The following is a 24940-nucleotide window of genomic DNA, read 5'->3' as shown; positions in this document are numbered from 1 at the left end:
GGCTGTCGGGTGGGTGCCGCCGGACCACCGGAGCACCGAAGCGGAACGAGCCGCGCTCGCCAGGCTCGTCGGCGAGGACTACGAGAACGCGTTGGCCACCGTCAACGCGGCCCTGGCCATGTCACCGGTCCTGCGCGGCGCGGGCGGGGAGTCCGCGAAGGCCGACTTCGTGGCCGTGTGCCTGTACCTGGCCCACGAGGGGTACGGGGGCCGGGTCCTGAACGAGGCCCTGCGATCGGACGGCGGTCGCGGCTGGCGCGATCTCGTCGCCTGCCTGACCTCGGGCCTCCGCCGGCTTCCCGTCCACCGCGGCGCGACCTTCCAACAGGCACACCTCCCCGACGACGGGGACCGGCTCCGGGAGGTGTGCCCACCGGCGGAGGTGCTGGACGAACCGGGTTTCCTCAGCGCCACGGCGGCGCACGACCTGAACACCCCCGACGCCACCGTCGACCTGCTCATCTGGTCCACCACCGGCCGCCGGGTCGGGATGCTGGGGGCCGGCGGCCTACCCGAGGAGGTGGTGTTCTTCTCCCACAGCCGGTTCAAGGTGCTCGACGTCGTGGGCGGGGCCGCCACCCGGCCCGCCGTGCTCGCCAGGGAGCTGCGGGCCAACGAGACCAGCCTGGGCATCGGTCTGGACGAGGTCGACGCCCAGGTGCTGGCGCGGCTGCGGCGGGCGTTAGGCCGTCGGCAGCGCGCCACGCCGCGCGAGTTGTCCGAGGAGGAGACGTTCGGCCGGTGGGCCGCGCCCTTCGGCCTGACCGGGTCGGCCATGCCCTCGTCCTCCTCGACCACCACCGCCACCGCCACCGCGACCGCCGGCTCCGCCGACTGACCGGGTACCACCGAACCGGAGATCTGAGATGAACAGGCGTCCTGACGCCGGGGCCCGCGCTTCCCGTGCCCGCAGGGGAGCCCTGCTCGCCGTCGCGGTGCTGCTCTGCCCGCAGCTCGCCGTGGGAACCGCGAGCGCCCAGGAGGTGCCCCCGGTACCCACCGTCGACTCCGGCTGCCTGCCCCCGCCCGCGATGGTCGAGGAGTCCGTGCCCTGGGCGCAGCGCCGGATGCTGCCCCGGCGGGTCTGGGAACTGACGCGGGGCGAGGGAGTGACGGTGGCGGTGATCGACTCCGGGGTCGACGGCGCCGTCCCCCAGCTCGAGGGCGTGGTGCTGCCTGGCGTCGACCTGGTCAACGGGGGCGGGGGGTCGGCCGACGACGACTGCTACGGGCACGGGACCTTCGTCGCCGGCATCATCGCCGCCCAGCCCGCGGAGGGCACCGGGTTCGCCGGAATCGCCCCGGGTGCGCGCATCCTCCCGTTGCGCAACGCCAACAGCCAGAACGACGGGTCCGCGCCGGTGATGGCCCAGGCCATCCATCGGGCGGTCGACGAGGGCGCGGGCGTCATCAACATCTCGGCGAGCACGACCTACCCGAACGAGGAGCTGCGCGCGGCGGTGGAGCGGGCCACCACCTCCGACGTGCTCGTCGTCGCCTCCGCCGCCAACAACGCCCAGGAGGGCAACCCCACCTCCTACCCGGCCGCGTATCCGGGCGTGCTCGCGGTGGGCGCGATCGACGCCCAGGGCGAGCGGGGCGAGTTCTCGCAGACGGGCGAGTTCGTCAGCCTGGTCGCTCCCGGCGTCGACGTGGTGAGCCTGGGCCCGGCGGCCCCGGGCACTGGCAGGGCAGCGGGACGAGCTACGCGGCGCCCTTCGTCAGCGGGGTGGCCGCGCTGGTGCGGTCGCGGTACCCGGAGTTGACCGCGAGCCAGGTCGCCCACCGGCTCCGGGTCACCGCGGACCCGCCCCCGGCCGAACGCCCGGACCCCGCCCTGGGCTGGGGCGTGGTGAACCCGTACGCGGCCGTCACCGCCGTGGTGCCCTCGGAACTGGAGGAGCAGCCGAGCCCGGCGCGGCAGCCGACGATCTCCCACCCGGTGATCCCCGAGGACGACCCGATCCCCCGCATCGTCGCCACCCTCACGGTGGCCTCCGCCGCCGTCCTCGCGTTCGTCGGTGTCCTGGCCGGCGTGTTCGGTCCGCCGGGATGGCGCCGGCGGTGGCGCCGGAGCCGTGTCGCCGTCGTCGCCGGTGCGGACGAGGCGGGCGCGAACTCCTCGGTCGAGCCCCCGGGCGGTCCCGACGGCGGACCGTCGGACCCCGACGGGGGCGACCAGCCGGACGGCGCGGTCAGGGAGGGGAACCCCCGGGCCGTCACCCCCGCCGGGGGTGCGGTCGGCCGGCGCGGCCGGCCCCCGCCGCCGAGGTGCCCTGAGCGGGGGCCGAGAGCGGACGTCCCCGTCCCGGTGTCGACACCGGCGTTGGGAGGACCCGATCGGGGCCGGGTCGCCGAGGGGGTCGCCCGTCGGCCCCGATCGTGCCGGGGCCGGGGACGGGCGACCCGGCCGCGAGGGGGCCGACGTCCGCCGCCGGGTTCTCCGGCGCTCGAGCGGCGTGGGCGGCGCGACGAGGCCACCGGTCACCGGCTGACCGCCCCGCCGTGCTGGACCTGGGGCGTGCCCTCCGCACTCTGGTCGGGCGGCGGAGCGTCGCCGTGACCCCCGGCGGTGCTCGCGGCGGCTAGACCACGTACGAGAACACGAACACCACCACGGAGAAGACGAGCAGCCCCAGGCAGTTGACCCAGAACTCCTGTCGGAGGAACCGGGCTCTGACGTGCGCGTACGAGGCGCACAGGAAGTAGGCCACCACTCCGGCGTTCGCGGCGGCCCCGACTCCCGGCACCCAGATGCCGACGAGGAGTCCCGCGCTCGCCAGTGCCTTGATGACGACGAGGGTCCACCACCACTCCCGGGGGAAGCCCACCCCGTCGAGGCAGTCGCGAATGAACTTCGGCGGTCGGATCGAGAGCGCCGCGTCCAGGAGGAGTACCGAGGCAAGCGCCGCCGGGAGCCACCAGAGGGCAGGGACGAGTGTCATGACGAGTGGTCCTCACTGGAGCAGATGGTGGTGATGGTGTCGCACAGGCGATCACTGATCGTGGTGGCCTCGTCGTCGGGACCGGCTGCCCAGCCGAACAGCGCTCCGACGTAGGCGAAGTAGATCGCGGTCGCCAGCGAGGTGGGGTCGCGTGTTCCCGGGCGGCCGCCCGCCTCGAGCACGTCGCGGATCTCATCCACCAGCGTCGTGGACAGTTCGGTGAAGACGGTGGAGGAGTGGTTCCCGGCGACGAGGATCGAGGCGTACGCCCTGGCGAGGCCTGGGCGGGTGGTGAAGAGGTCGAGGAACGGTGTCAGGAGCGACATCACGCGAGCCGCGCACGGGACTCCGGTCGCGGATGGCGGCTCGGTGACCGAGCCGCGCCGGGCCAGGTGCACCTGTTCGATGAGCCTGTCGAAGATGGCGACGAGGAGCCCGCTCTTGTCGCCCACCGCCATGACGGTGCCGACGCTCACGCCCGCCGACGCGGCGATGTCCCGGACCGTGGTGGCCGCGAAGCCCTGCTCGAGGAACAGGGCGTCGGCTGCGGCGAGCACCTTCGCGTGCGTCGCGCTTCGTAGTCGATCTCGTGTCGTACCCATCCGACCCACCAGACTGAACGAGTTCACTGAACACGTTCAGCACACTGTGGTGGTCCCGCGCCTCCGGCACCCATCACGCCATCGGCGGCTCTCCTGGCCCTGAGGCCCGCGCGTCGCCGGCCCCGCTCTCGGTCACGGTGGGCAGGGCCGGGGCGTCGTCCTTCGCGTCGTCCCAGCTGATCACCGGCACGGCCAGCCTCCACCGGACCCCCGTCGAGCGTGGTCAGGAACCCGTCCCGCCGCCGGTGGACGACCCCCGGGGCGGATCGGCGCCCTCAGGCGCGTGGCACGCCGGAGGTCTCCTGGTGCGGTGAGGTGTGGTCCGGGCGGGCCGCGCGGGTAGACCGGTGCCCCGGGTCGAGGCACGGCTGGCACCCACCTGGATCCGCCACGACGTCGGGATCCCGCCGCCCCACGTCCCCGCACCGCCCGGCGGGTCCTGGGGTTTCGTGGTCAGTGTCGGGAACGCGTGACCTCGGTGTCGTCCCAACCCAGCACCGACAGGGCCACGCCCGCCCGGTAGTGCGCGATGCCCACCGCCGAGTAGGCGATCAGCGGGCTCGGCAGGGCGTCGAACCGGAACCAGGCCACGCCGGAGCTCTTCTCGGGTTCCCTGTTGAACGGAACTCCCGACCACCTGGTCGCTTCGAAGAACAGACCCAACCGGGGTTCCACGCCGGGAGCGGTGACGTGCGCCGTGTGGACCAGCCGCAGCTGGTCCTGCCTGACCGAGACGCCGACCTCCTCACGCGCCTCGCGGGCGGCTCCGGCGAGGACGGACTCCCCGGCCTCCAGTTTTCCCGCCGGCAGGTGCCACTGGCCGTCGAACCTCGGGTCGGTGTCCCTGCGGAGGCTCAGCAGGAGCTCGTCGTCGCGCACCAGGATGACGTGCACGTCGACGAGGTGGCGTTCTGGCATCGGTGGCCTCCGGGCGGCCGGTGGTGGGGACGTACCGTCCGGGAGCCTACGGACCCGCCCCACCCGCGTCCCTGGTGGCAGCGCCGCTCCACGCCGGTGCTCCGGTGCCGGCCTCCACGCATCAGGGCGGTCCCGCCCCGCCCTGGACCGGGGTCGAGGCGCGACGTTGTCCGCGCCGCGCGACCGGGCCTACGGTGGAGGCAGCCCCTCGACGTGAAGCCGGGAGGTCGAGTGGGACGGGGACCGCAGGAAGGTCCGGCGATCGTGCCCTCGTCCCGTGGAGGGCCGAACAGTGCGAATGATCTTCGTGAACCTGCCGGTCAGGGACCTCGAGCGGTCGAAGCGGTTCTTCGGCGAGCTGGGTTTCTCCTTCGACCCCACGTTCTCCAACGACACCGTCGCCGGGATGGTCGTCGAGCGGAACATCTACGTGATGCTGCTGGAGGAGGAGCAGTTCCGGCAGTTCATCACCGACGAGATCAGTGACACCTCCACCACCACGGAGGTGCTGACCTGCCTGTCGGCGGACAGCCGGGAACAGGTCGACGACCTGGTGGCGAAGGCGATCGCCGCCGGCGGGCGGCCCTGGAAGCCGCCGATGGAGGATGGCCCGATGTACGGGGGGAGCTTCCAGGACCCCGACGGGCACGTGTGGGAACTGGTGCACATGGCCATGACGTGACAGCTCCCGCTTCGCCCTGACCGGTTGTCGTCGGGATGCGGTCCGAAGCGCTCGCCCGGAGGTAGGGCCTCCGTGGGCTCGGCGCTGCCGCTGGCCACGGTGCCCGTGGGGCACGTCGTCCGGCGGTCGGCGCGGCAGTCGCGCCGCCGGCCTCCGACCGGGGGCGCGCTGCTCGACGCCGTCGGCGGCGCGTCGACCCCCAGACTCCAGGCACGTCTTGGTGAGCGCGGTCGTGCTCGGGACCGGGCTCGTCGTGCTGAGCCTGACCGGGCTTCGGGACCGGACGCCCGGGGGCCGTCGCGGGTGAGCGTCGACCGACCCCCGGGCGCGGGGACTCACCCCTGCTCGCGGTCGTCCAGCAGCGCCGTCTGCACCATGCGGACCGCCCGCCGGCGGTTGACGTGCTGGGCCCGGCCCACCGGGAGCGTCTTCGGCCGCAGGTCCCCCAGGAACCGCCCCTCGTCCTTCGGGCAGGAGAACATCAGCGCCGGGGTCCCCAGCTCCCACATCTGCCGCACGACCGGATCACTCATCGCCCGGTTCGCCCCCGCCGTGCTCCTGGCGATGATCACGTGCAGGCCGATGTCCGCCGCCTGCGGCAGCATCGGCAGCAGCGGTTGCAGCGGGCTGCCGCCGTAGCCGCCGCCCATGAGCTCGAAGTCGTCCACGAGGATGAACAGCCGGCCACCGGTCCACCAGTCCCGCTTGGACAGCCGGTCAGGAGTGATCTCCGGGCCGGGCAACCGCTTCTTGATCAGTTCGGCGACGTGCCCGACGTTCTCCCCGAACGAGTCGCTGGTCACCGAGTAGGCGATCTGGTGCTCCTGGGGTGCCGCGTCGTACAGCTCGCGGCGGAAGTCGGCGAACATGATCCGGGCCTCCCCCGCCGGGTGGTGGGCGGCCACCGACCGGGCGATGTGGCGGAGGAGGTTCGTCTTCCCGGTCTCGCCGTCGCCGAACACCAACAGGTGGGGGGTGACGTCGAAGTCGTGCCACAGCGGGGCCAGGTCCACATCGTCCAGGCCCAACGCCACGCGCACCTCGGCCTCCGGCCGGTCGGCCTGGGGCCCCGGCAGGTCCCGGGCCGACACGGTCGCCGGCAGCATCCGCACCGGCGGCGCCTGGGGCACGCCGGGCATCGCGAAGGTGTCCACCAGGTCGAGGGCGGCGTCGGGCAGGTCGTCGGTGCTGGACCGGCCGTCCACCCTCGGCAGCGCCGTCAGGTAGTGCATCGCGTCCGCCGTGATGCCACGTCCGGGGATGGCGGGCACCTGGGCGGCGATCTTGCCGCCGATCTCGGAGTCCACCGGGTCGCCCAGCCGCAGCTCGAACCGGGTGCCGAGCACGTCCCGCAGCCAGGGCCGCATCTCCGCCCACCGCGTCGCGGCCACCATGAGGTGGATGCCGAAGGTCAGACCCCGCGCGGCGATCTCCCCGAGCCGGTCCTCCAGCTCCTCGAACTCCTGCCGGACGGTGTACCAGCCGTCGATGACCAGGAACACGTCCCCGTAGGGGTCCTGCTCGACCAGCCGCCCCTCCCTGCGGGCCCGCCGGTAGTTGGCGATCGAGTCGATGTTGTTCGCCTGGAACAGCAGCTCCCGCCGTTCCAACAACGCCGACATCTCCATCACGGTGCGGCTGACCCGGTCCCGGTCGAGCCGGTTCGCCACGCTACCCACGTGCGGGAGGCCCGAGAGCGAGGACAGGGTGCCACCGCCGAAGTCCAGGCAGTAGAACTGCACCTCGGTGGCGTCGTGCATGAGGCTGAGCCCGGTGATCACGGTGCGCAGCACGGTGCTCTTCCCGCTCTGCGGCCCGCCCACCACGGCCATGTGCCCCGCCGAACCCGACAGGTCGGCGGTCAGCAGGTCGCGGCGCTGCTGCTCGGGGAGGTCGACCAGCGCCATCGGCGCGTTCAGCGGGCGCACCAGCGACGGGTCGGCCACCATCAGGCCGCGCCCCGGCTCCTCCAACAGGGGCGGCAGCAGCTCGTCGAGGGTGGCGGAGCGGCGCAGCGGCGGCAACCACACCTGGTGGGCGCGTGGCCCGAGCCCGCGCAACCGGTCGATGAGCACGTCCAGCACGCTCAGCCCGGCCTGCTTCGCGCCCGCCTCCCGCTCCGCGGCGAGTTCCTCCTCGCTGACCAGCCGTTCCGTCCGCACCTTCGGTGCCAGGTAGCCCGCTTCGAAGGCGTGCAACTGCTCCTCGATGACCTGCCTGCTGTGCTGGCGACGGCTGGACCGGTACGCACCGGAGACGTAGGCGCCCTTGAACCGCTCCAGGGTGTGGGTGTCGCTGCGCAGGTAGCCGTTGCCAGGGGAGGTGGGCAGCTCGTAGGCGTCGGGCACGCCGATCACCGCGCGGCTCTCCATCGCCGAGAACGTGCGCAGACCGATCCGGTAGGACAGGTGCGTCTCGACCTTGGAGATGCGGCCCTCGTCCAGGCGCTGGGAGGCCAGCAGCAGGTGCACGCCCAGGCTTCGGCCGAGACGTCCGATGGTGGCGAACACGTCGATGAAGTCGGGCTTGCTCACCAGCATCTCGCTGAACTCGTCGACCACGACGAACAGGGCCGGCAACGGTTCGAGGGGGACCCCGTTGCGCCGGGCCTGTTCGTAGTCGCGGCGGGACGCGTAGTTGCCCGCCGCCCGCAGCAGCTCCTGCCGCCGGGTCATCTCCCCGGTCAACGCGTCCGCCATCCGGTCGACCAGTTCCAGCTCGTCGACGAGGTTGGTGATGACGGCCGACGTGTGGGGTAACTGGTCGAACCCGAGGAAGGCCGCGCCGCCCTTGAAGTCCACGAGGACGAAGTTCAGTTCCTCCGAGGAGTGGGTGATGGCCAGCGCGGCGACGAGGGTCCGCAGCAGCTCGCTCTTGCCGGACCCGGTGGCGCCCACCAGCATCCCGTGCGGGCCCATCCCGGACTCGGCCGACTCCTTGATGTCCAGGTCCACCGGCGTTCCGTCCTCGGCCACCCCGATGGGGACCCGGAGACGCTGGCGGGAGGAGCGGGCCAGCCGGACCGGGGTCGGGTCGAAGGTCCGGGCGTCGCCGACCCCCAACAGGGTCGTCAGCTCGTAGTCACCGCTGAGCGGGGCGCTGGTGTCGTTGCTGGTGCTCATCCGCTGGTGGGCCATGCCCCTGGCCAGCGCGGCCGCCGCCTGGACCGACATGCGGTCCGGGGCGCACAGCGTCGCGGAGCTCTCCTTACCGGTGCGGTCGAAGCTGACCCGGCCGATCTCCTCCGCGCTCACCTCCAGGTGCAGCACGCTCCGGTTCGGCCGCCACGGCAGTGTGCCGCCGACGTCGATGAGCACCGTGTTCTGGTAACCGGTGTCCACGCTCTGGTGACCGGGCGGCGGTTCCACACCGTCGACCACGATCACCACCAGCGGTTCGCCCGCAGTGATCATCGTGCCGGTCTCGAACTTGGTGCGAGCGGTGAAGGACTCCCCGAGCCGTTCCTCCAACTCGGCGAAGTCCTGGCCCACCATCCGCAGCGGCCCCAGCGCGTCCCTGCGATCGGGGTCCTGGGCGTGCGGAAGCCACTTCACCCAGTCCCACTCCGGCAGGTTCTCGCCCTTCGCGCAGACCGCGATCGTCAGGTCGTTGGGGGAGTGGAACGCCGCGAGCTGCGCCAACATCGCCCGCACCAGGTCCCTGCCAGCGGCCTGGTCGCCCCGGAGTTGGATCCGCGCGAAACCCCGCAGGTAGACCGCGATCGGCGACGGGGAGAGCGTGCTGTACGCGCGCAGGAACCGGCGCAACGCGTGCGCGGACAACGGTTCAAGGTCCTCCACCGGTTTGGTCTGCGGTGGGATCAGCTTCATCGCCGAGTGCTGCGAGCCAAGACCCAGCCGCACCTCCCCGAAGTCGTCGTGCCCGGTGCGCCGTTCCCACAGCCGGTAGCTCAGGATCAGCGACCAGAGGGACGCCGGATCGGGGTGGGTCCAGGTCGCCGCCCGGTGCTGCGCGGCCAACTTCTCCCGGACCTGTTTGCGCACCTGCGAGAGGTAGCGGAGGTAGTCCCGCCGCTCGCCGTGCATCTGCCGTTTGCGTTCGGACGCCGTCCTCGCCAGCTGGCCCACCAGCATGCCGATGCTCGCGATGCCCATCATCCCGCCAGCCATGTAGGACAGCGGGCTGGAGTTGGGCTGGAGGAAGATCAGCATCATGGCGCCGGAGCCCAACGCCATGGGCAGGTAGGTGAGGACGGTGGCCATGTTGCCGCTCTGCGGCTCCGGCACCGTGGGCGGCTCCTGGAGGCCCAGCTCCCCACCGGGCATCTTCGGACCGACCCGGCGCGGGGGCCTGCGGAACAACGTCGTGCTCACCGTGTCTCCTTTGGCGAGAGATAACCCTCAAAACACCGGCGGTACCGCACGAACGGAGCAATGCTGCGACATTCGTGGCTAGCTTCCGCCTTGTCAAGGGAACGGAAACCCGGCCAACCGGGGTATGAGGAACTCAACACCACGTGGATGACGCGTCCAAGGATGCCACAAGTCAACTCTGCCGACTTCGGTTGGTGATCGGGGACAACGCCGTTGATCTGGCGTTGCCCAGCGATGTCCCCCTGGTCGACCTGCTGCCGGCGATCCTCCGGCAGGCCGGCGGAGACCTGGCCGACGAGGCCGTCGAACATGAGGGGTTCGTGCTCCAGCGGTTGGGGCAGCCACCGTTCGACGAGGAGTACACCCCCGGAGAACTCGGCCTGGTCGACGGGGAGACCGTGCACCTGCGCCCTCGCACCGACGGGCTCCCCGCCATCGACTTCGACGACCTCGTGGCCGGGGTCGCCGACCAGTCCCGGATGCGTCGGGACCGGTGGAAACCCCGTGCCACCCGCAACATGCTGCTCGGCTTCGCCGGCGCCACCCTGCTGCTCGGCCTCCTGGTCCTCCTGGTGCCCGGCCCGGTGGTGCCCCGGGTCTCGGTGATGGGCGGGATCGCCGCGGTGCTGCTGGTCGCCGCCGCCGTGGTGTCCAGGTCCGTGCGGGACACGGTGACCGGCGCCGTGCTGGCCGTCGCCGGCTTCGGCTACGCGGCCGGGTTCGGCTGGCTGTTCCCGCTGGTGTTCTCCGATTCGACGACCGCGACCGTCAGCGCCGTCTGCGCCTCGGCGGCCGGCGCGGCGGCCCTGGTGCTCGGGCTGGTCGGCGTCGCCGACGCCGCGCTGGTCTTCACCGGTGGGCTCGTGCTCTCGGTGTTCACCCTCGCGACGGCGCTGCTCGCCGGCAGTGACACCCTCGGCGTGTCAGGGGCGGCCGGGATCGTGCTGGTGGTGACCCTCGTCGCGCAGAACTTCGTGCCGAGCATGTCCTTCCGCCTCGGCCGGCTGGGGCTGCCCACCCTGCCCACCGCGCCGGAGGAACTGAACGAGGACATCGAACCCACCCCGTTCCAGTCCGTCATCGACGGCGCCCTGGCCACCGACAGGTACATGACGACGTTGTACCTGGTGTTCTCGGTGATCGAGGCCGCGTTGCTGACGGCGCTGGTCTGGAACGGTTCGGGTTGGGCGCTGATCACCGCCGCCGTGGTGGGGCTGCTGCTGGTGCTGCGCTCCCGGCACCTCGACGCCGGTCGCCACCGGTGGTCCCTGCTGGCGGCCGGCGGCTATGGCCTGGCCGCCGTCGTGGTCGCCTTCGCCGCCGATCAGGCCCTGCTCGAACGGCTCGCCTGGGTGTTCGGCGGCGTGATGGTCCTCGCCGTGGCGTTGCTCGCCGGTAGCGCGAAGATGCCCGGCTACCGGCCGCCTCCCTACTGGGGGCGGACCGTGGACATCCTGGAGACGTTGTGCGCGGCGGCGGTGGCGCCACTGCTGTTGGCGATGCTCGACGTGTACGGGATCATGCGGGGGCTCGCGGGCTGAGCGCCCGCCCGCCCCACCGGCCGTCGCGGTCGCCGCGACGGCCCACCGAATCAGCAGTCCACCCGGGAACAAGGAGGGGCCGTGCAGTCGCGGCGCGACCAGGTCCAAGCCTACTTCTTCGTCGTGGGCCGGCTGGTGTCCGCGCTGATGCGGGCCAGAACCGACGAACCGGCCCCGCCGCACCGCCGCTTCGGCACCGGCTTCTTCGGCGGTGTGCTGCTGGCCGCCCTGATCAGCGCGGGCTTCGGGGTGTACGGGCTGATCGTGCCCAGTGGCAACGACTCGTGGCGTGCCGCCGGCACGATCATCGTCGAGGAGGAGACCGGCGCCCGGTACCTGTACCTGGACGGGCTCCTGCACCCCGTCCTGAACTACGCCTCGGCCCGGCTCGCCGTCAACGACGCGCGGGGGCAGGTGTCGCAGGTGTCCCAGCGGTCGTTGGAGGGCGTGCCGCGCGGGGTGCCCATCGGCATACCCAACGCGCCGGACTCGTTGCCGGCGGCGGCGGACATGACGGACGGCCCGTGGCTGTCCTGCGCCTCCACCACCACCGACGAGGCCGGCCAGGACCGCCCCGCCACCACCCTGCTGGTCGCCGGTCCCGGTGGCATCACCCTCGCTGACGGCGAGGGTCTGCTCGTCGTCGGCCCGGACGACCAGACGCACCTGGTGTGGCAGGGCCGCAAGTACCGTTTCCCGGACGGCACCATCGCCGCCGCTCTCGGGTACGACACCGTCACCCCGCTCCGGGTCACCACCAGCTGGATCAACGCGTTGCCCACCGGGCCGGACCTCGGTCCTCCCGAGGTCGAGGGCATCGGCGAGCCGACCGCGCCCATCGGGAACAGCCCTGGCGTGGTCGGCCAGATCTACCAGGTGGACAACCCGGTGATCGACGCCACCGAGTTCTACGTGCTGCGGCGGGACGGCCTGGCGGCGGTGAGCCCGACGATGGCGAGCCTCGCCCTGGCCTCCCCGGCCACCGCGACCGCCTACCCGGCCGGCGGTGTCCGCCCGATCGCGATCGGTCCGGAAGCCCTCGCCGGAGCGCCGCGTTCCTCGGCCCCGATCGCCGGCACCGACCACCCGAACACCCCGCCGACCCTGGTCGACCTGGACGGATCGGCGAGCGTCCGGCCGTGCGTGCGCTTCACCCTCGGCTCCACCGACGGACCCGACATCGCGGTGAGCATGGTGGACCGCGACACCGTCGACGGACCGGTGAGCCCGGCGCGCGGTACCGAGGCCGGTAGCGCCGACCGGGTTCTCGTGCCCCCGAACAGCGGGGTCCTGGTGCGGGATCTGCCGGCGCCCGGGGTGGACGGCGGAACCCACTACCTCGTCACCGACCTCGGGGTGAAGTACCCGCTGGCCTCCACCCAGGTGGCGGCGACCCTCGGGTACGGGGGAAGCCGGTCGGTGCCCGTCCCTGGCGAGCTGCTCGCCGCCCTGCCGACGGGGCCGGTGCTCGATCCGGAACAGGCCATTCGGCCGCGTCAACCCGTGCCGCCCCAGTCCGAGGGGGACAACTGAGGGATACCCCTGCGACAGTGCCAGGGGGATGCGTTCCGGTCGGAACGCACTCGGAATCAGTGATGTGCTTACTTCTGTCAGCATCGGTGAAACCGCGGTTCCGTGGTTGTCGATGCGTCCCGTGTTTTCCTATGCCGACGGTGAGGGTGAGATGTCCCAGCAGACACGTTTGACTCCCGCAGAGCTCCGCGCCACCGCGGGCCGGCACGACAGCGAGGCGGACTCGCTGAACCGCGAGCGCCAGCGGGTTCAGGGTGAGGTGTCGGCGCTGGTCTCCGGGAACAGCGGCGCTCTGATCAACACGCTCAAGAGGGTTCACGAGCAGTGGGACGGCGAGTTCGCGAGGATCGAGCAGAAGCTCCGTGAGATGGCCGAGCAGGTGCGGAACTCCGCGAACAAGCTCGAGAGCACCGACGAGACGTCCGGACAGGACCTCATGAACGTCGGGAACCAGGGCAACCCGTACGCCGGGATGCTCTGAGTTCCTGACTTCCGTACGTCCCTCGCACGACCCAGTCTTCCGAACGGAGCGACATGAGCGAGAACATCAACTACGTCTACCCGAAGATCGCCGAGGGCATCAACATCATGCGGAACTCGGCCAGGGGCATCCAGGCTTCGGTGGACGGGCTGCGCAGCGACACCCAGCGGCAGCTCGCCTCCTTCGACGGTGAGGCCGCGACGGCCTACGGCTCGAAGTCGAAGCTGGTGACGCAGGCGTTCGACTCGGCGAACATGACGTTGAACAACGCCGCCACCTCCATCGAGAGCGCCGCTGACAGCCTCCAGCGTCAGGACCGCTCGTCGGCCGGCGGTTTCTGAGGCCCTGGGAAAGCGGAACCCGCCGTTGATGGGTTCCGCTTTCCCGCGTGTCGGTTCCGAGGCGGTCCACCGCCACTGATCCTCTGGAGTCGCCAACCATGTCCCACTCCAACACGGCCATGGACCCGGACGAGGTCCGGAACGCGGCCGCCGCGCTCAAGAACCTCCTGCCGAACTTCGACGAGATGATGTCGGAACTCCTGTCCATCGAGATCCGGCCCGGCAACCTGGCGGCCGGTCACTTCCTCGAGGACGTCGTCGGGAACCGCAAGGAGGAGCTCCGCCAGCACCTGCTGGACCTCAAGAAGGTCGTCACCTACATCGGGGACAACCTTGAGGAGATCGCCGGCCTCTTCGAGGACGTCGACGAGACCAACGCCGCCGAGCTCGCCAGGGTGACCTCCCAGATCGACGGCCTCGTGAGCGACATGGCGCTCCAGCCTCCCGAGCCCGTGCCGGGCGATCCCGAGTACATGCCCTCGGACTACCCCTACCCGGGGCAGCAACACGGGTACGCGCCCCCGCCGTCGCAGTACACGCCGGCGAACAGCGGGTATCCCGGCCAGGACCCGACCTACCAGGCGCCCAACGGTGGGTACGTCGGCCAGCCGCTCACCTACGAGTCGCAGAACGTCCCAGCGAACTACCAGTACGGGACGCAGCAGCCGACCTACCCGTCGCAGCACGGGGGGTACCCGGCGCAGCCGGTCACCTACGAGTCGCAGAGCATCCCCGCCAACTACGGTTACCCGGTCAACCACGGTTACCCGGCGACTCCGGCGCTCCCGGTCATGCCGGTCATCCCGGTCACACCGGTCATCCCGGCGATCCCGCTGGAGCCCGCGTACGCGCCGGTGGAGCCGATGAACGCGCCGATGCTGCCCGTCGAGCGCGCGTACACCCCGTTGGAGCCGATGAACGCGCCGGCACTGCCCGTCGAGCGCGGGCTGACCCCGTTGGAGCCGCGGTTCATCCCGGCGGAGCCCGCGATCCCGGCCGAGAGGCTCGACCACGACGCGTAGGCCCAGCAGTGCCCGCGCCGCACGGCGGGCACACCGACAGATCACCGAGCCTCCCGCGTTCCCCCGCGCCTCGGGGAACGCAGGGGGACCCGATGCCGCCGGTGGCCTTCGCCGCCCTCCGCCCACGCCCCACGAGGGAGAACACCGATGTCCGATCGTTTGAACGGCGAGAACGACCGGCCGTCCACCAGCTATGCCGACTCGTCGATGGAATGGCTGGTCGAGACCGCCAGGACCATCGAACCCCCCACGCTGCGGCACGCCGGTGAGGTATTCCCCAACATCGCGCAGAACCTCGACACCACCCTCGACTCGATCAAGTCGCAGGCGAAGAAGCTCGACGAGGACGGGATCTTCGAGGGCGCGGCCGCCGAGTCGTTCCAGAACTACGTCGGCGAACTGCTGCGGATCTCGGGGCGGGTGGTGAACGCGCTCTCGCCCAGCCACTTCGACCAACACCCGATCCGGGGCGAGGACGGCGGGGGCGGCAACTCCGGCGGGTACGGCATCTTCGTCGACGTCGGGGACCGGGCACAGGAAGCCAGGGACACGATCCTCGACGAGGTCGAGGCGGCGCAGGGCTTCTACAAGTCTGCCGCGCAGCTCATCTCGGCGGGTGTCGGCGTGATGTTCTTCAGCCCCGCCACGGCGATGATGCTCTTCGGGCTCGGCAAGGTGGCCGCCGAGATGGGCAAGGAGCGGCTGAAGAAGGCCCGCGAGGCCATGCAACACCTCTCCGACGAGGTGTACCTGCCGGTCGGTGACTCCCTGAAGGACTCCCTCGGCAAGGCGTTGGACACGCCGGTGTCCTCCGCCGGCGCGGTCTTCCAGCCACCGCCCGTCGAGACTGTCGGAAACCCGCCCGGGGTTCCGGGCAACGGCCAGGGGATGCCAGGGGAGCAGCTGCCGGACCAGATCCCCCAGGAGAACATCCCCGGCGTCCCCGCGGAGGAGGGGTTCGGGGGCGAGATCCCATCGGAGGCCGGGCAGCTCGCACCGGGTGAAGCGGTACCGGGGCTGGACACCGAGGGGCTGGCCACCACTCCCGGTGAGCTGGGGGAGGAGGCCCTCGGGGAGAACGGCGAGGGCATCGGCGGCGGCGCGCCCGGCGTGGGCGGTGGCGGGGCCGGCGACCCGGCCGGGGGCGAGACGCCCGGCGGTCTGGACGTGGGTGGCGCCGGCGAGGAGGCGCAGCAGGCCGTCGAGGACGCGAAGGCGGCGGGACAGGACGCCATCGACGGCCTCAACGAGATCGGGAACAGCGCGCCGAGCCTCGACTCGGCCGGTGAGGGCGCGGGTGGCGGCTCCCCCGGTGGCTCCCCCGGCGGCCTCGACATCGGCGAGGGCATCGGTGGCGAGGAAGGCGTCGGTGGCGAGGAGGGCGTCGGCGGCGGTGGCGAGGGTGCCGGCGGTGGCGGCGACTCGGCAGCCGGCGAGGCAGCGCGGCAGGCCGTCGAGGACGCCAAGGCAGCCGGTCAGGAGGCCATCGACGGCCTGAACGAGATCGGCGGCGGTGGTCTGGACGGCATCGGTGGCGACGCGCCCGGCGAGGGCGGCGGTGGCGCCCCGATCGGCGGCGGCGTGCCCGGCTTCGGCGGCGGCGGTTCCGAGGGGACCGGTGGCGGCGGGGACTCCGCCGGCGGTGGGGACAACGGCGCCGGTGAGGCGGCCCGGCAGGCCGTCGAGGACGCGAAGCGGGCCGGTCAGGAGGCCATCGACGGCCTCAACGAGATCGGCGGCGGCGGTCTCGACGGCATCGGCGGTGGCGTCCCAGGCGGTGGCGTGCCCGGCGGCGGGGCGCCTGGATCCGGCGACCGGGACCCCGAGTCGCGCCGCGCCATCGAGGACGCGAAGCGGGCCGGCCAGGAGGCCATCGACGGCCTCGACGACCTGGTCAACGGGGGCGGCCTCGGCATCGGCGAGGACGGGAGTTTCGACCCGGGAGCCGCCCGACAGGCGATCGACGACGCCGAGGCCGGATTCCGCGAGGCCCAGGACCAACTGGAGGGCATCGACACCAGCGGGATGTCCCCCCAGGAACGGCAGGCCATCGAGGACGCCAGGGACCGCCTCAGCGACGGCCTCGGCAGCCTCGACGAGGCCAGGAACGCCCTCGACCCCTCGGTCAGCGAGGGCGAACGCGCCGTCGACGACGCCGCCCGACAGGCCCAGGACGCACTGGACGAACTCGGTCAGATCGGTTCCTCCACCCCCGGCGGCCTCCCCGACGGCTCCCAGGACGCGGTCGACGGTGCCCGCCGCGCCGCGGAGGAGGCCATGGCCGGGCTGGAGGGCATCGACCTCACCGGCGACCCCGCCGAGGTCAGCGAGGCACTCGAACAGGCCAGGTCAGGTTTCGAAGCCGCCGACGACCTGTTGGCGGGCATGGACATGAGCGACATGTCCGACGCCGAGCGGCAGGCCATCGAGGACGTCCGCGACAAGCTCGGCGAGAGCATGGACAGCCTCACCGACGTTCCGCTCCCCGGCCAGCCACAGCTGTTGCCCGCCGACTTCAACGACGCGCAGCGCGACTTCGACAACGCCCGAGGACGTCTCGGCGACATCGAGACCGACGGGATGTCGGAGGCGTCGCGCCAGGCGGTCGACGACGCCAGGCGGATGGCGGAGGAAGCCGTCGCCGGCCTCGGCGAGATCAACCTCGACGGCGACCCCGACCTCGCGCGGCAGGGCCTGGAATCCGCCGACGGCGGATTCCGGGACGCGGAGGACCGGCTCGCCGGGATCGACACCAGCGCCCTCCCCGAGGAGGCCCGGCAGGCCATCGAGGACGCCCGCCAGTCGCTGTCCGAGGGGCGGGAGAGCCTGTCCGGTCTGCTGTCGCGTGAGGGTGACACCGACTCGTGGCGCGACGCCGCCACCGAGGCCAAGGCGGCCACCAGTGACCTGGAGTCCTTCCTCTCCGGTGGCGGCGCCGGTGGCGGTGGGGCGCCGGATCTGGAGTCGATCGGTGCTGGCGGAGGTGCCGGTGGCGGCGTGCCGGACCTCGGCTCCATCGGCGGTGGCGGTGGCGGTGGCGTCGACCCCGGGGTGGGCGTGGGCGCACCGAGGACACTGCCGGCCATGGACCCGGCCGCCATGACGAGGACCCCGTCCTTCAACGTGGCACCGCCCGGAGCGACGATGCCCCAGTCGGTGTCCTCGGTGTCCGTGCCCGCGACCCAGTCGGCCGGCGGACCGGGCGGGCACGGGATGCCGATGATGCCCCCGATGTCCCCCGGCATGGCGGCGGCCGGCGCGGGTGGGCAGAACCAGAAGCGGGAACGCGAGGCCTGGATCGGGGCGGACGACGAGGAATGGTCCGACGACCGTTCCATCTCCCCGGTGGTGGGACGCGAATGAGCGAGCCGGCCAGCGCGGGTACGGCGATGACACGTCAGGCGTGAGCACGAGGAGGATCACGGATGGAGCTGGTCTCCGACACCACCCAGCCGCCCGACCCGGGCGACTTCGGGGGCGTTCCACCGACGCTGGAGGGCGCCGTGGCGGCGCTCGCGGCCGCCGACCCCGACCGGTTCTACCGCGCCGCGGACAGCTTCGACGGCATCGTCACCCGGCTCAACGGGGTGTTGGACGAGGTACGTCGACACTGGAACCGGCTCGACGAGGTCTGGCAGGGCGGTTCGGCCAAGGACAGGTTGTCCGAGCGGAGGACGAGGACGGACAACGTCGTCGTCCAGGTGACCGACACCCTGAGCACGCCGAGTTACTCCTCCCGCACCAGGGAGGCCGGGGACGCCCTGGTGCGGGCACAGCGGCAGCTGAAGGACATCCAGCAGTCGACGGTCCAGATGGACCCGCTGCCCACCGACATGCCGGCGGAGGACGCCGCGCACGCCAACGCCGCGCGGGCGGAACACGCCGCCAGGGTCAAGGACGAGCAGGCGGCGCATGTGCTCCACCGGCTGTCCGCCGACTACAACCAGACCAGTGCCACCCTGCGGCAGCTTCCCGAGGTGACCGCGGCCGACGCTCGGGTGCGGGCCAACGCGCCCATGACCCGCGTGACCCAGGTCGGGGTCACCACGGCCTCCGCCCCGATGTCGGTGCTCGGCGCCCCGGCGAACGGCGTTCCGCTCTCCCCGACCGGGCTGGCCGCTCCCGAGCAGCAGGAGGTGACCCCGTACGCGGGAGCGCCGGCCGCCGTGGCCGGTGCCGCCCCCTACGGGGCGGTCCAGCAACGCATGGGTGTCCTGGGGCAGCCGGCCGCGTCGTCGCAGCCCGTCGGTGACGAGAAGTACGGGGTCAACTCGGTGGCGCGCCCCGCCGGCGTCGGCGTCGTCGGCGGTGTCGGCGACCGCGCCGGCCAGCCTGGGCAGTACGGGCAGTCGGGGGAGGACGGCCAGTGGTCCACTCCGGGTGATGTCACGGTCGGTCTGGACGCGCAGGCGGTGCAGACCGTCGGACACGCCCCCGTGGTCCCCGCCGCGCCCGGGGCACCGGTGGCGCCCGTCGCACCGGTGTCGAACGTCCCGGTCGGGGTCGAGGCGGGTGGACGGGTGCCGGTGGCGGGCATCGGAGTGCCCGGCGGCGTCGGCACCAACGTGCCCCGGTTCCCGCAGCCGGTGAACCCGGTCGTGCCGCCCGTCTCCAACCAGTCCGGGGACCGCCCGGGCAACCCGCCGGGGCACAACCCGTCGCCGACGAACCCGTCGGGTGGCCGACCGCCAGCGGGGCAGCCTCCGCTGAACACCCTGCCGCCGGGCAGTGGGCCCGGGTCGGTGCCCGTCCAGAACCCCCAGTTCGGGCAGACCCCCGGCGGGGTGACGCCCCCGGGTGCGCTCCCACCAGGCAAGGTCACCCCGGGGCTGCCGGTCCTCGGCGCCACACCCGGGGGCATCCCGCCGTCCGGTGTGGTCTCGCCGGGCAGCGCGGTGCCGCCAGGGGCGATCCCGCCCGGTGCGGTTCCGCCGGTGCCAGGCGGGACGCCAGGAAGCGCGGTCCCGGGCCAGCCCCTCGGCGGAGCGCCACTGCCCGGCGGGACGCCCGGGCGGTTGCCGGTGTCCACCCCGGGCGGCGTCTTCGGGTTCGACATGGGGATGGGGACCCCTGGCGTCGTGACCCCGGGGGGTTCGGGAGACTCCAGAGCTCCGTTCATGCCGATGGGAGGAATGGGCGCGGGTGCCGGCCAACAGGAGGAGGACCGGCTGCGAGACGCTCCCTACACCGAGTCCGACTCGTGGTCGGTCGCCCGCGAGGGTTCCGCCGGAGTGATCGGCCGGGACTGACAGCCCGCCCCACCGTCCCCGACAGCAACATCCAGCAGGAGGACCTGACATGACCGCCGGCTTTAACCCGTTCAGCGGCCAAGGCCTGCCCGACGTCGCCGGAGCCCTCGCGGAGTTCGAGAAGCAGCAGGCGCGGCTGATCAAGCTCCAGGAGGACATCTCCAAGGCGTCGACGACGGTCGACTCCGACAACAAGATGCTCACCGTGACCCTCGACGGCAACGGCCAGCTGCGCGAGATCAAGGTGAACACGACCCAGTACCGCAAGATGACGCCCAAGGAACTGGCCGAGGTCCTCACCAAGACGTTGCGGAAGGCGAACTCGGAGCACCTCAAGTCGATGGGTGAGCTGATGGGCGGGTCCCCGGTCCCCAACGTGGACTTCGAGGACTTCGCCTCGGGGCGCAGCGACTTCGGCGAACTGCTCCAGGGCATCCTCGACCCGATCATCGCCGACCAGGGCGCCACCACGCAGAAACCCGAGCTGAAGAAGCCGCGTCCCCAGGACGACGGCTGGGACCACGACCGCTGACCGCCCTGGGGGCCGCCCCTGACCCCGGCGGCCTCCCCCTTCGTTGACCCGAGACCACCGCGTGTCCCCCCAGGACACCGGGTCCCCCCTGGAGGGGGCCCGAGAGGAAGGAGAGCGGCGTGGCCGACGAGACCTCAGTGGACACCACCGAAGTGTTCATCCACAACAAGGAGGACCGGGAGGCCATCGAGGACTTCGGTGCAGCGTGGCGCGAGCTCTGCCAGGTCCTCGACGCCAACGACGGCTGCTGGAGCACCGACGACATCGGGAAGGCGTTCGCGAACAAGTACGTCGAACCCGCTGACGGGCAGGTCCAGAGCCTGGAGGACGTCTACGAGATCTGCGCGAACATGTCGGGTTTCGTGCCCGAGGTGGTCGAGTTGTTCATGCAGATCGACAGCGAGGGGGCGCAGGACCTCGGCTCCGCCATCGACCATCTCCGCAGGGGTCGGCCCGACACCTCGGGCTGAGTACGGAACTGGGTGAGACATGACCACGGAACTGCCTGCCGGACTCCAGACCGCTCTCAAGATCGTCGCGGGCCAGCCCTGGCCCGAGGGGAGTGAGAGCGGCCTGCGTTCGATCAGCAGCGCGTGGTCGAAGATGGCGGACGAACTCGAGGTGTTCGCCGTCGCCATGGAGCGCTCCGCCCGCAACATGTCCCAGGACATGACGGGCGAGTTCTCCGACGGCTACCAGGACTGGGCCGCCCGGCAGGTCCGGACCAAACTCGACGAGCTCCGCGCCGGAGCCCAGGAGCTGTCGAGCCTGGCGAAGAACACCGCCGCCGACATCCAGCAGGCCCGTATCATGATCATCGTCCAGCTGGTGATGGTCGCCGCGGCGCTCGCCATGGCCTGGATCCCGTTCTTCGGTGGGGCCATCGTCTCCGCCGCCGTCACGGCGGCGCGCACGGTGATCTCGCAGGTCCTGCGCAACGTGATCACCAAGATCCTGGGCCGCACCATCGGCAACCAGGTCATCCGCACCGTCGGCACCACCATCCCCCGCGCCGTTGGCGGTGTCGGCAACAAGATCGGCGGCGGCGTCAACAAGGTCGTCGGCAACCGGGCCGGGAACGTCGTCAACCAGGTCGGCCGGCAGACCGTCAACAGCACCGCCCAGGAGGTCGGGCTCGACGTCGCCATCCAGAGTGGCCAGATCGCCACCGGGGGCCGTGACGACTGGAACAAGGACAACACCATCGGCGCGGCGATCGGCGGCGCGACGAACGGCGCGGCCAGCGGCCTCCTCGGTGCGGGTGGGCGAGGGCTGGGCAACAAGATCGGTGACGGCAAGTTCGGCGGCGGGCCGCAGAACTTCCACAACTCCAAGCCGGGCGAGGCCCTCAGCATGTTCGGCGGAGCGGCGCGGGAGGGCGTCGCGGCCGGTATCAGCGACGCCGCCACCGCGGCGGCGATGGGTGGCGAGTTCAACCCGTTCTCGATGAGCGCGGGCTTCTTCGGCGGGTTCAGCGGTCGAGGTGGCCGAGGCGGTGGCGGTGAGGGGGACGGGGTCGATGTCGGGACCGGCGACGACCTGACGGGACCGCCGACGCTCGACACGGAGAACAACCAGGCCCCGGTCCAGGAGGGCGGCGACGCGCCCCCAGCCGAGGAGGGGACCGGAGGCGGCGGGTCCGACAGCCGAGGGAACTCGACCGAGTTCGGTGGGCAGCAGGACAGCGGGAACCAGCACGCCGGCGACCGGGGGAACGCGGATCGGCCGGGCGAGTCCCAGTTCGGCCGCGACGGGACGGAGGGCGCCGGTAGCCCCCACGACCGGACTAGCAACCCGGGCGACACACCTGGCCATCGGGGCGGTCAACACTCCTCGGAGCAGGTCAGCCCGGACGCGCGCGGCGATCGGTCAGGCGGGTACGACACCCCGGGGCAGGACGGCCGAGGCCAGAACACTCCCGGCGGCGACGAGCGGACCTCGGGCTTCAACGGTGGCGTGCCCAGCCAGGTGAGCAACAACCAGCAGGGACCCGGGCAGCAGTCCAACCAGAACCAGCAGTCCAACCAGTCCAACCAGAGCGGCCGGCCTGGTGCCCAGAACGGTGGCCAGAACGACGTCAACCAGCCCGCCGGGCGGGACACGGTCCCCGGTGGGCAGCGCGGGGACTCCGGCGAGGGCATCGTCACCGAGTCCCGGGGCGAGCGGGGCGGCAACGGTGACGTCACCTCCCGGGACCGTCCGGACACCGTGGGCTCGCCGGACAGCGGCCGCGACTCCGCCTCGCGGGCCGACTCCGACACGAACGGCCGCCAGGAGACGAGCGACTCCCCAGGCAACCGGCAGTCGAACTCGAACGGCGGCGAGGGCGGGTGGAACCAGGGCGGGGAGACCGTTCCCGGGAACGCGCACGCCGACACCAGCCACGGCCAGGGCGGGCAGGAGTCCAACCCCGGGGAGGGACGCGGGCAGCGCGGGGAGGGCACCGACTCCGCCGGCCGCGAGACCGGTGACCGCCAGGGGACCGGAGAGCACCGGTCCACCGAGACGACCCCGGGCGAGAACGGCCGGGGCTCGGGGCAGGACTCCCAGTCCGGCCGTGACTCCGGAGCGGTCGGCGACGAGTCCCGCGACTCGCACCGGGGCACCGACAGCCGGTCCGACACCGGTGACGGTGCGAACGGCGGCGAACGCGGCGAGGACTCGCGACCCGGCCGGGAGTCGAGCGACCGCGATTCCAGCGGAACACCGGGCCGGGACACCGGTTCGGAGCAGCGGGACGGTCAGCGGTCCGGTGACGTCGACGGCGGTCCCGGTGAGCGGGGTGAGCGTGGTGGCGAGGAGGGTGCTCGGAGGGGGCAGGACGATTCGTCGTCGGAGCGTTCCGGGAGTCGTCCGGGTGAGCGGTCGGGTGAGGATGATCAGCGTTCCGGTGGTGAGTGGGGGAGCGGTGACCAGCGTGAGGGGGTCGTGGTGGGGACTCCTCGGATCAGCGCGGCGGTGAGGACGGTCGTTGGTCCGGTGGTGAGCGGGGTCTGGTTCGGAGCAGCGGGACGGTCAGCGGTCCGGTGACGTCGACGGCGGTCCCGGTGAGCGGGGTGAGCGTGGTGGCGAGGAGGGTGCTCGGAGGGGGCAGGACGATTCGTCGTCGGAGCGTTCCGGGAGTCGTCCGGGTGAGCGGTCGGGTGAGGATGATCAGCGTTCCGGTGGTGAGTGGGGGAGCGGTGACCAGCGTGAGGGGGGTCGTGGTGGGGACTCCTCGGATCAGCGCGGCGGTGAGGACGGTCGTTGGTCCGGTGGTGAGCGGGGTTCCGGTTCGGAGCAGCGGGACGGCCAGCGGTCCGGTGACGTAGGCAGCGGTCCCGGTGAGCGCGGGGAACGCGGTGGCGGGGACGACGTCGGCTCGGGTAGGGGCGAGCACGGCCGGCCGGAACCCGGGACTGAGGAGAACCGGGTCGGGCGGGACGACGTGTCGGAGCGCGGCGACGACCGTTCTAACCACCGGACCGGCGACGACGGGCAGCGGACGGGTGACCGGGGAGGTCAGCACTCCGACAACCGACCCGAGCAGGGGCGGACCACCCCCGTCGTCGAGGACCACCGTGGTGACGGCCACCGCGCTCCCGACTCCCACTCCCAGCCCCAGCAGGGCGGCGGGCAGCGGGACTCCTCCTCCGACGGTCCCACCCGGGTCACCCCCGACCAGCACACCTCGACGGGACGCGCCCAGGACACCGACGCCCAGCAGCACACCGGGCGTCCCGAACCCACGTCGAGCCCGTCCTCGGACCGGGGCGCGCAGGGGCCGCTGCCGGGCGGCCGCTTCCAGGAGGCGGAGCAAACCGGACCGAGCCCGAACGGCCGTACCGGGTCGTCCACCAGCTCCGACCAGCCATCCACCAGCGTCCAGCACCCCCCGACCACGGGCGACACCGGTGGTGGGCAGTCCCCCGCCCCGCAGCAGGGACAGCAGGGCGGCGGCACGCCGCACCAGGACCGACCCACCACGACGAGTTCCGACACCTCGGGGCAGCGCGCGGACACCCCGGTGGCGTCCCAGGCGGCGCCCCCACCCACGACGCAGTCCGGCTCCGGGACCCCCACCAACCAGGGGGGGAACACCGCGACGCAACCGACGAACTCGAACCAGCAGAGCGCTCCGCCGCCGGCGCCCGCCGCACGACCGGTGCCCACCGCCGTGCCGACGACCAGCACGCCCATCACCAGCACGCCCGTCACCAGCGGTCCCGTCCCCACCACGACGAGCACGCCGGCACCCGCACCGGTGGTCACGAGCAGCGGCCCACCGAGCACCCCCACCCCCACTCCGGTGACCTCCGATGCCGGGGCCACCGCGCCAACGCCCAGCCCGTCCACAGGCGGCCAGGCGACCACGCCGGCCACCCCGACCCCGAACGGTCCCGCACCCCAACCCGCCCCGGGCCCCAGCACCAGCACCACGCCAACTCCCACCCCGCCCACCCCACCGCCCGGCGGTGGCGGGCAGTCGAGCACTCCGACACCGCCGCCCACGAGCGGCGGTCACACCTCGACCACACCGGGTTCCTCGCACACCCAGCCGCCGCAGTCCCCGCCAGCCGTCCCCGACCGGGGAGGCGTGTCCACCGAGTCCCGCCCCTCGGGCCCCGCCCCGGAGCGCCCCACTCCCCGGCCGATCGTCGAGGTGGGCACCACTCCCGCCCCCAAGGCACCGACCGGCGGCCCGATCACCGGGCAGACCGCCAGCCACACCACGGGGGCTCCACCGAATCCCGGTCCGAACCAGGGGCCGGCCACCCCAC

21 protein-coding genes are annotated in these 24940 nt (G+C 72.3%); 14 read left to right on the top strand and 7 right to left on the bottom strand.

Features of this window, described 5'->3' with window-relative positions:
• The first annotated feature begins 13 nt into the window (after positions 1–13).
• The 3 genes from G443_RS04890 to G443_RS04880 are packed head-to-tail and all read left to right on the top strand — an operon-like array spanning position 14 to position 2563.
• The gene (locus G443_RS04890) at positions 14–838 is read left to right on the top strand and encodes a hypothetical protein (protein WP_253860142.1); all 825 of its coding nucleotides are present in this window, start codon (positions 14–16) and stop codon (positions 836–838) included.
• A gap of 28 nt (positions 839–866) precedes the next feature.
• Positions 867–1766, top strand: coding sequence for a S8 family serine peptidase (locus G443_RS04885; RefSeq protein ID WP_253860141.1), 900 nt, complete (start codon positions 867–869; stop codon positions 1764–1766).
• The gene (locus G443_RS04880) at positions 1730–2563 is read left to right on the top strand and encodes a hypothetical protein (RefSeq protein ID WP_504919247.1); all 834 of its coding nucleotides are present in this window, start codon (positions 1730–1732) and stop codon (positions 2561–2563) included. Before G443_RS04885 ends, G443_RS04880 begins: the two co-directional genes overlap by 37 nt.
• Before the next feature lie 22 nt (positions 2564–2585).
• Here the strand turns inward: G443_RS04880 and G443_RS04875 are convergent, their stop codons facing one another.
• The 3 genes from G443_RS04875 to G443_RS04865 all read right to left on the bottom strand — a co-directional run bounded on the left by G443_RS04875 (position 2586) and on the right by G443_RS04865 (position 4465).
• Complete coding sequence (locus G443_RS04875) at positions 2586–2945, bottom strand: DoxX family protein (protein WP_026420301.1); 360 nt, start codon at positions 2943–2945, stop codon at positions 2586–2588.
• Entirely contained in the window at positions 2942–3547 is a 606-nt protein-coding gene (locus G443_RS04870) for a TetR/AcrR family transcriptional regulator (protein WP_026420302.1), read from the bottom strand. The genes G443_RS04875 and G443_RS04870 overlap by 4 nt, the downstream gene beginning before the upstream one ends.
• Before the next feature lie 453 nt (positions 3548–4000).
• On the bottom strand, positions 4001–4465 hold the full coding sequence (locus G443_RS04865) for an NUDIX hydrolase (RefSeq protein WP_026420303.1): 465 nt from the start codon (positions 4463–4465) through the stop codon (positions 4001–4003).
• A 298-nt stretch (positions 4466–4763) separates the two neighbouring features.
• Here G443_RS04865 and G443_RS04860 point away from each other — a divergent pair, with 298 nt between their 5' ends.
• Positions 4764–5147, top strand: coding sequence for a VOC family protein (locus tag G443_RS04860; RefSeq protein WP_103056897.1), 384 nt, complete (start codon positions 4764–4766; stop codon positions 5145–5147).
• Positions 5148–5482: 335 nt separating this feature from the next.
• Here G443_RS04860 and G443_RS04855 read toward each other — a convergent pair whose 3' ends face one another.
• Positions 5483–9481, bottom strand: a complete 3999-nt coding sequence (locus G443_RS04855; protein WP_026420305.1) for a type VII secretion protein EccC — start codon at positions 9479–9481, stop codon at positions 5483–5485.
• Between the two features lie 143 nt (positions 9482–9624).
• Between G443_RS04855 and eccD the strand changes: the two genes are divergently transcribed.
• The 10 genes from eccD to G443_RS04800 all read left to right on the top strand — a co-directional run bounded on the left by eccD (position 9625) and on the right by G443_RS04800 (position 23210).
• The gene (eccD, locus tag G443_RS04850; RefSeq protein ID WP_026420306.1) at positions 9625–11022 is read left to right on the top strand and encodes a type VII secretion integral membrane protein EccD; all 1398 of its coding nucleotides are present in this window, start codon (positions 9625–9627) and stop codon (positions 11020–11022) included.
• An 81-nt stretch (positions 11023–11103) separates the two neighbouring features.
• The gene (eccB, locus tag G443_RS04845; RefSeq protein ID WP_051314308.1) at positions 11104–12555 is read left to right on the top strand and encodes a type VII secretion protein EccB; all 1452 of its coding nucleotides are present in this window, start codon (positions 11104–11106) and stop codon (positions 12553–12555) included.
• A 151-nt stretch (positions 12556–12706) separates the two neighbouring features.
• Positions 12707–13036 carry a WXG100 family type VII secretion target gene (locus tag G443_RS04840; protein ID WP_026420307.1) on the top strand — a complete coding sequence of 110 codons (330 nt, stop codon included), beginning with the start codon at positions 12707–12709 and terminating at the stop codon, positions 13034–13036.
• Positions 13037–13089: 53 nt separating this feature from the next.
• Positions 13090–13377, top strand: a complete 288-nt coding sequence (locus tag G443_RS04835; RefSeq protein ID WP_026420308.1) for a WXG100 family type VII secretion target — start codon at positions 13090–13092, stop codon at positions 13375–13377.
• Positions 13378–13475: 98 nt separating this feature from the next.
• Positions 13476–14399: a WXG100 family type VII secretion target gene (locus tag G443_RS04830; RefSeq protein WP_026420309.1), complete on the top strand. Its 924-nt coding sequence runs from the start codon at positions 13476–13478 to the stop codon at positions 14397–14399.
• Between the two features lie 147 nt (positions 14400–14546).
• On the top strand, positions 14547–17762 hold the full coding sequence (locus G443_RS24870) for a hypothetical protein (protein WP_026420310.1): 3216 nt from the start codon (positions 14547–14549) through the stop codon (positions 17760–17762).
• Positions 17763–17824: 62 nt separating this feature from the next.
• A complete protein-coding gene (locus tag G443_RS04815; RefSeq protein ID WP_026420311.1) occupies positions 17825–19648 on the top strand; it encodes a WXG100 family type VII secretion target in 1824 nt (607 codons plus the stop codon).
• Positions 19649–19697: 49 nt separating this feature from the next.
• Entirely contained in the window at positions 19698–20180 is a 483-nt protein-coding gene (locus tag G443_RS04810; protein ID WP_030107302.1) for a YbaB/EbfC family nucleoid-associated protein, read from the top strand.
• Positions 20181–20299: 119 nt separating this feature from the next.
• Complete coding sequence (locus tag G443_RS04805) at positions 20300–20650, top strand: hypothetical protein (protein WP_030107301.1); 351 nt, start codon at positions 20300–20302, stop codon at positions 20648–20650.
• A gap of 19 nt (positions 20651–20669) precedes the next feature.
• On the top strand, positions 20670–23210 hold the full coding sequence (locus G443_RS04800; RefSeq protein WP_253860139.1) for a WXG100-like domain-containing protein: 2541 nt from the start codon (positions 20670–20672) through the stop codon (positions 23208–23210).
• Here the strand turns inward: G443_RS04800 and G443_RS04795 are convergent.
• The 3 genes from G443_RS04795 to G443_RS04785 form a co-directional block, all read right to left on the bottom strand.
• Complete coding sequence (locus tag G443_RS04795) at positions 23128–23754, bottom strand: hypothetical protein (RefSeq protein ID WP_253860138.1); 627 nt, start codon at positions 23752–23754, stop codon at positions 23128–23130. The two genes, G443_RS04800 and G443_RS04795, sit on opposite strands and share 83 nt — an antisense overlap.
• On the bottom strand, positions 23682–24611 hold the full coding sequence (locus G443_RS04790) for a hypothetical protein (RefSeq protein ID WP_253860137.1): 930 nt from the start codon (positions 24609–24611) through the stop codon (positions 23682–23684). Before G443_RS04790 ends, G443_RS04795 begins: the two co-directional genes overlap by 73 nt.
• A 69-nt stretch (positions 24612–24680) precedes the next feature.
• Positions 24681–24893, bottom strand: a complete 213-nt coding sequence (locus G443_RS04785; RefSeq protein WP_156038848.1) for a hypothetical protein — start codon at positions 24891–24893, stop codon at positions 24681–24683.
• Positions 24894–24940 lie beyond the last annotated feature (47 nt).

It is taken from the genome of Actinoalloteichus caeruleus DSM 43889 (assembly GCF_000429185.2).
Lineage (GTDB): Bacteria > Actinomycetota > Actinomycetes > Mycobacteriales > Pseudonocardiaceae > Actinoalloteichus_B > Actinoalloteichus_B caeruleus.
The sequence above is the reverse complement of the archived record's forward strand: the minus strand, read 5'-3'. Positions and strand labels throughout refer to the sequence as shown.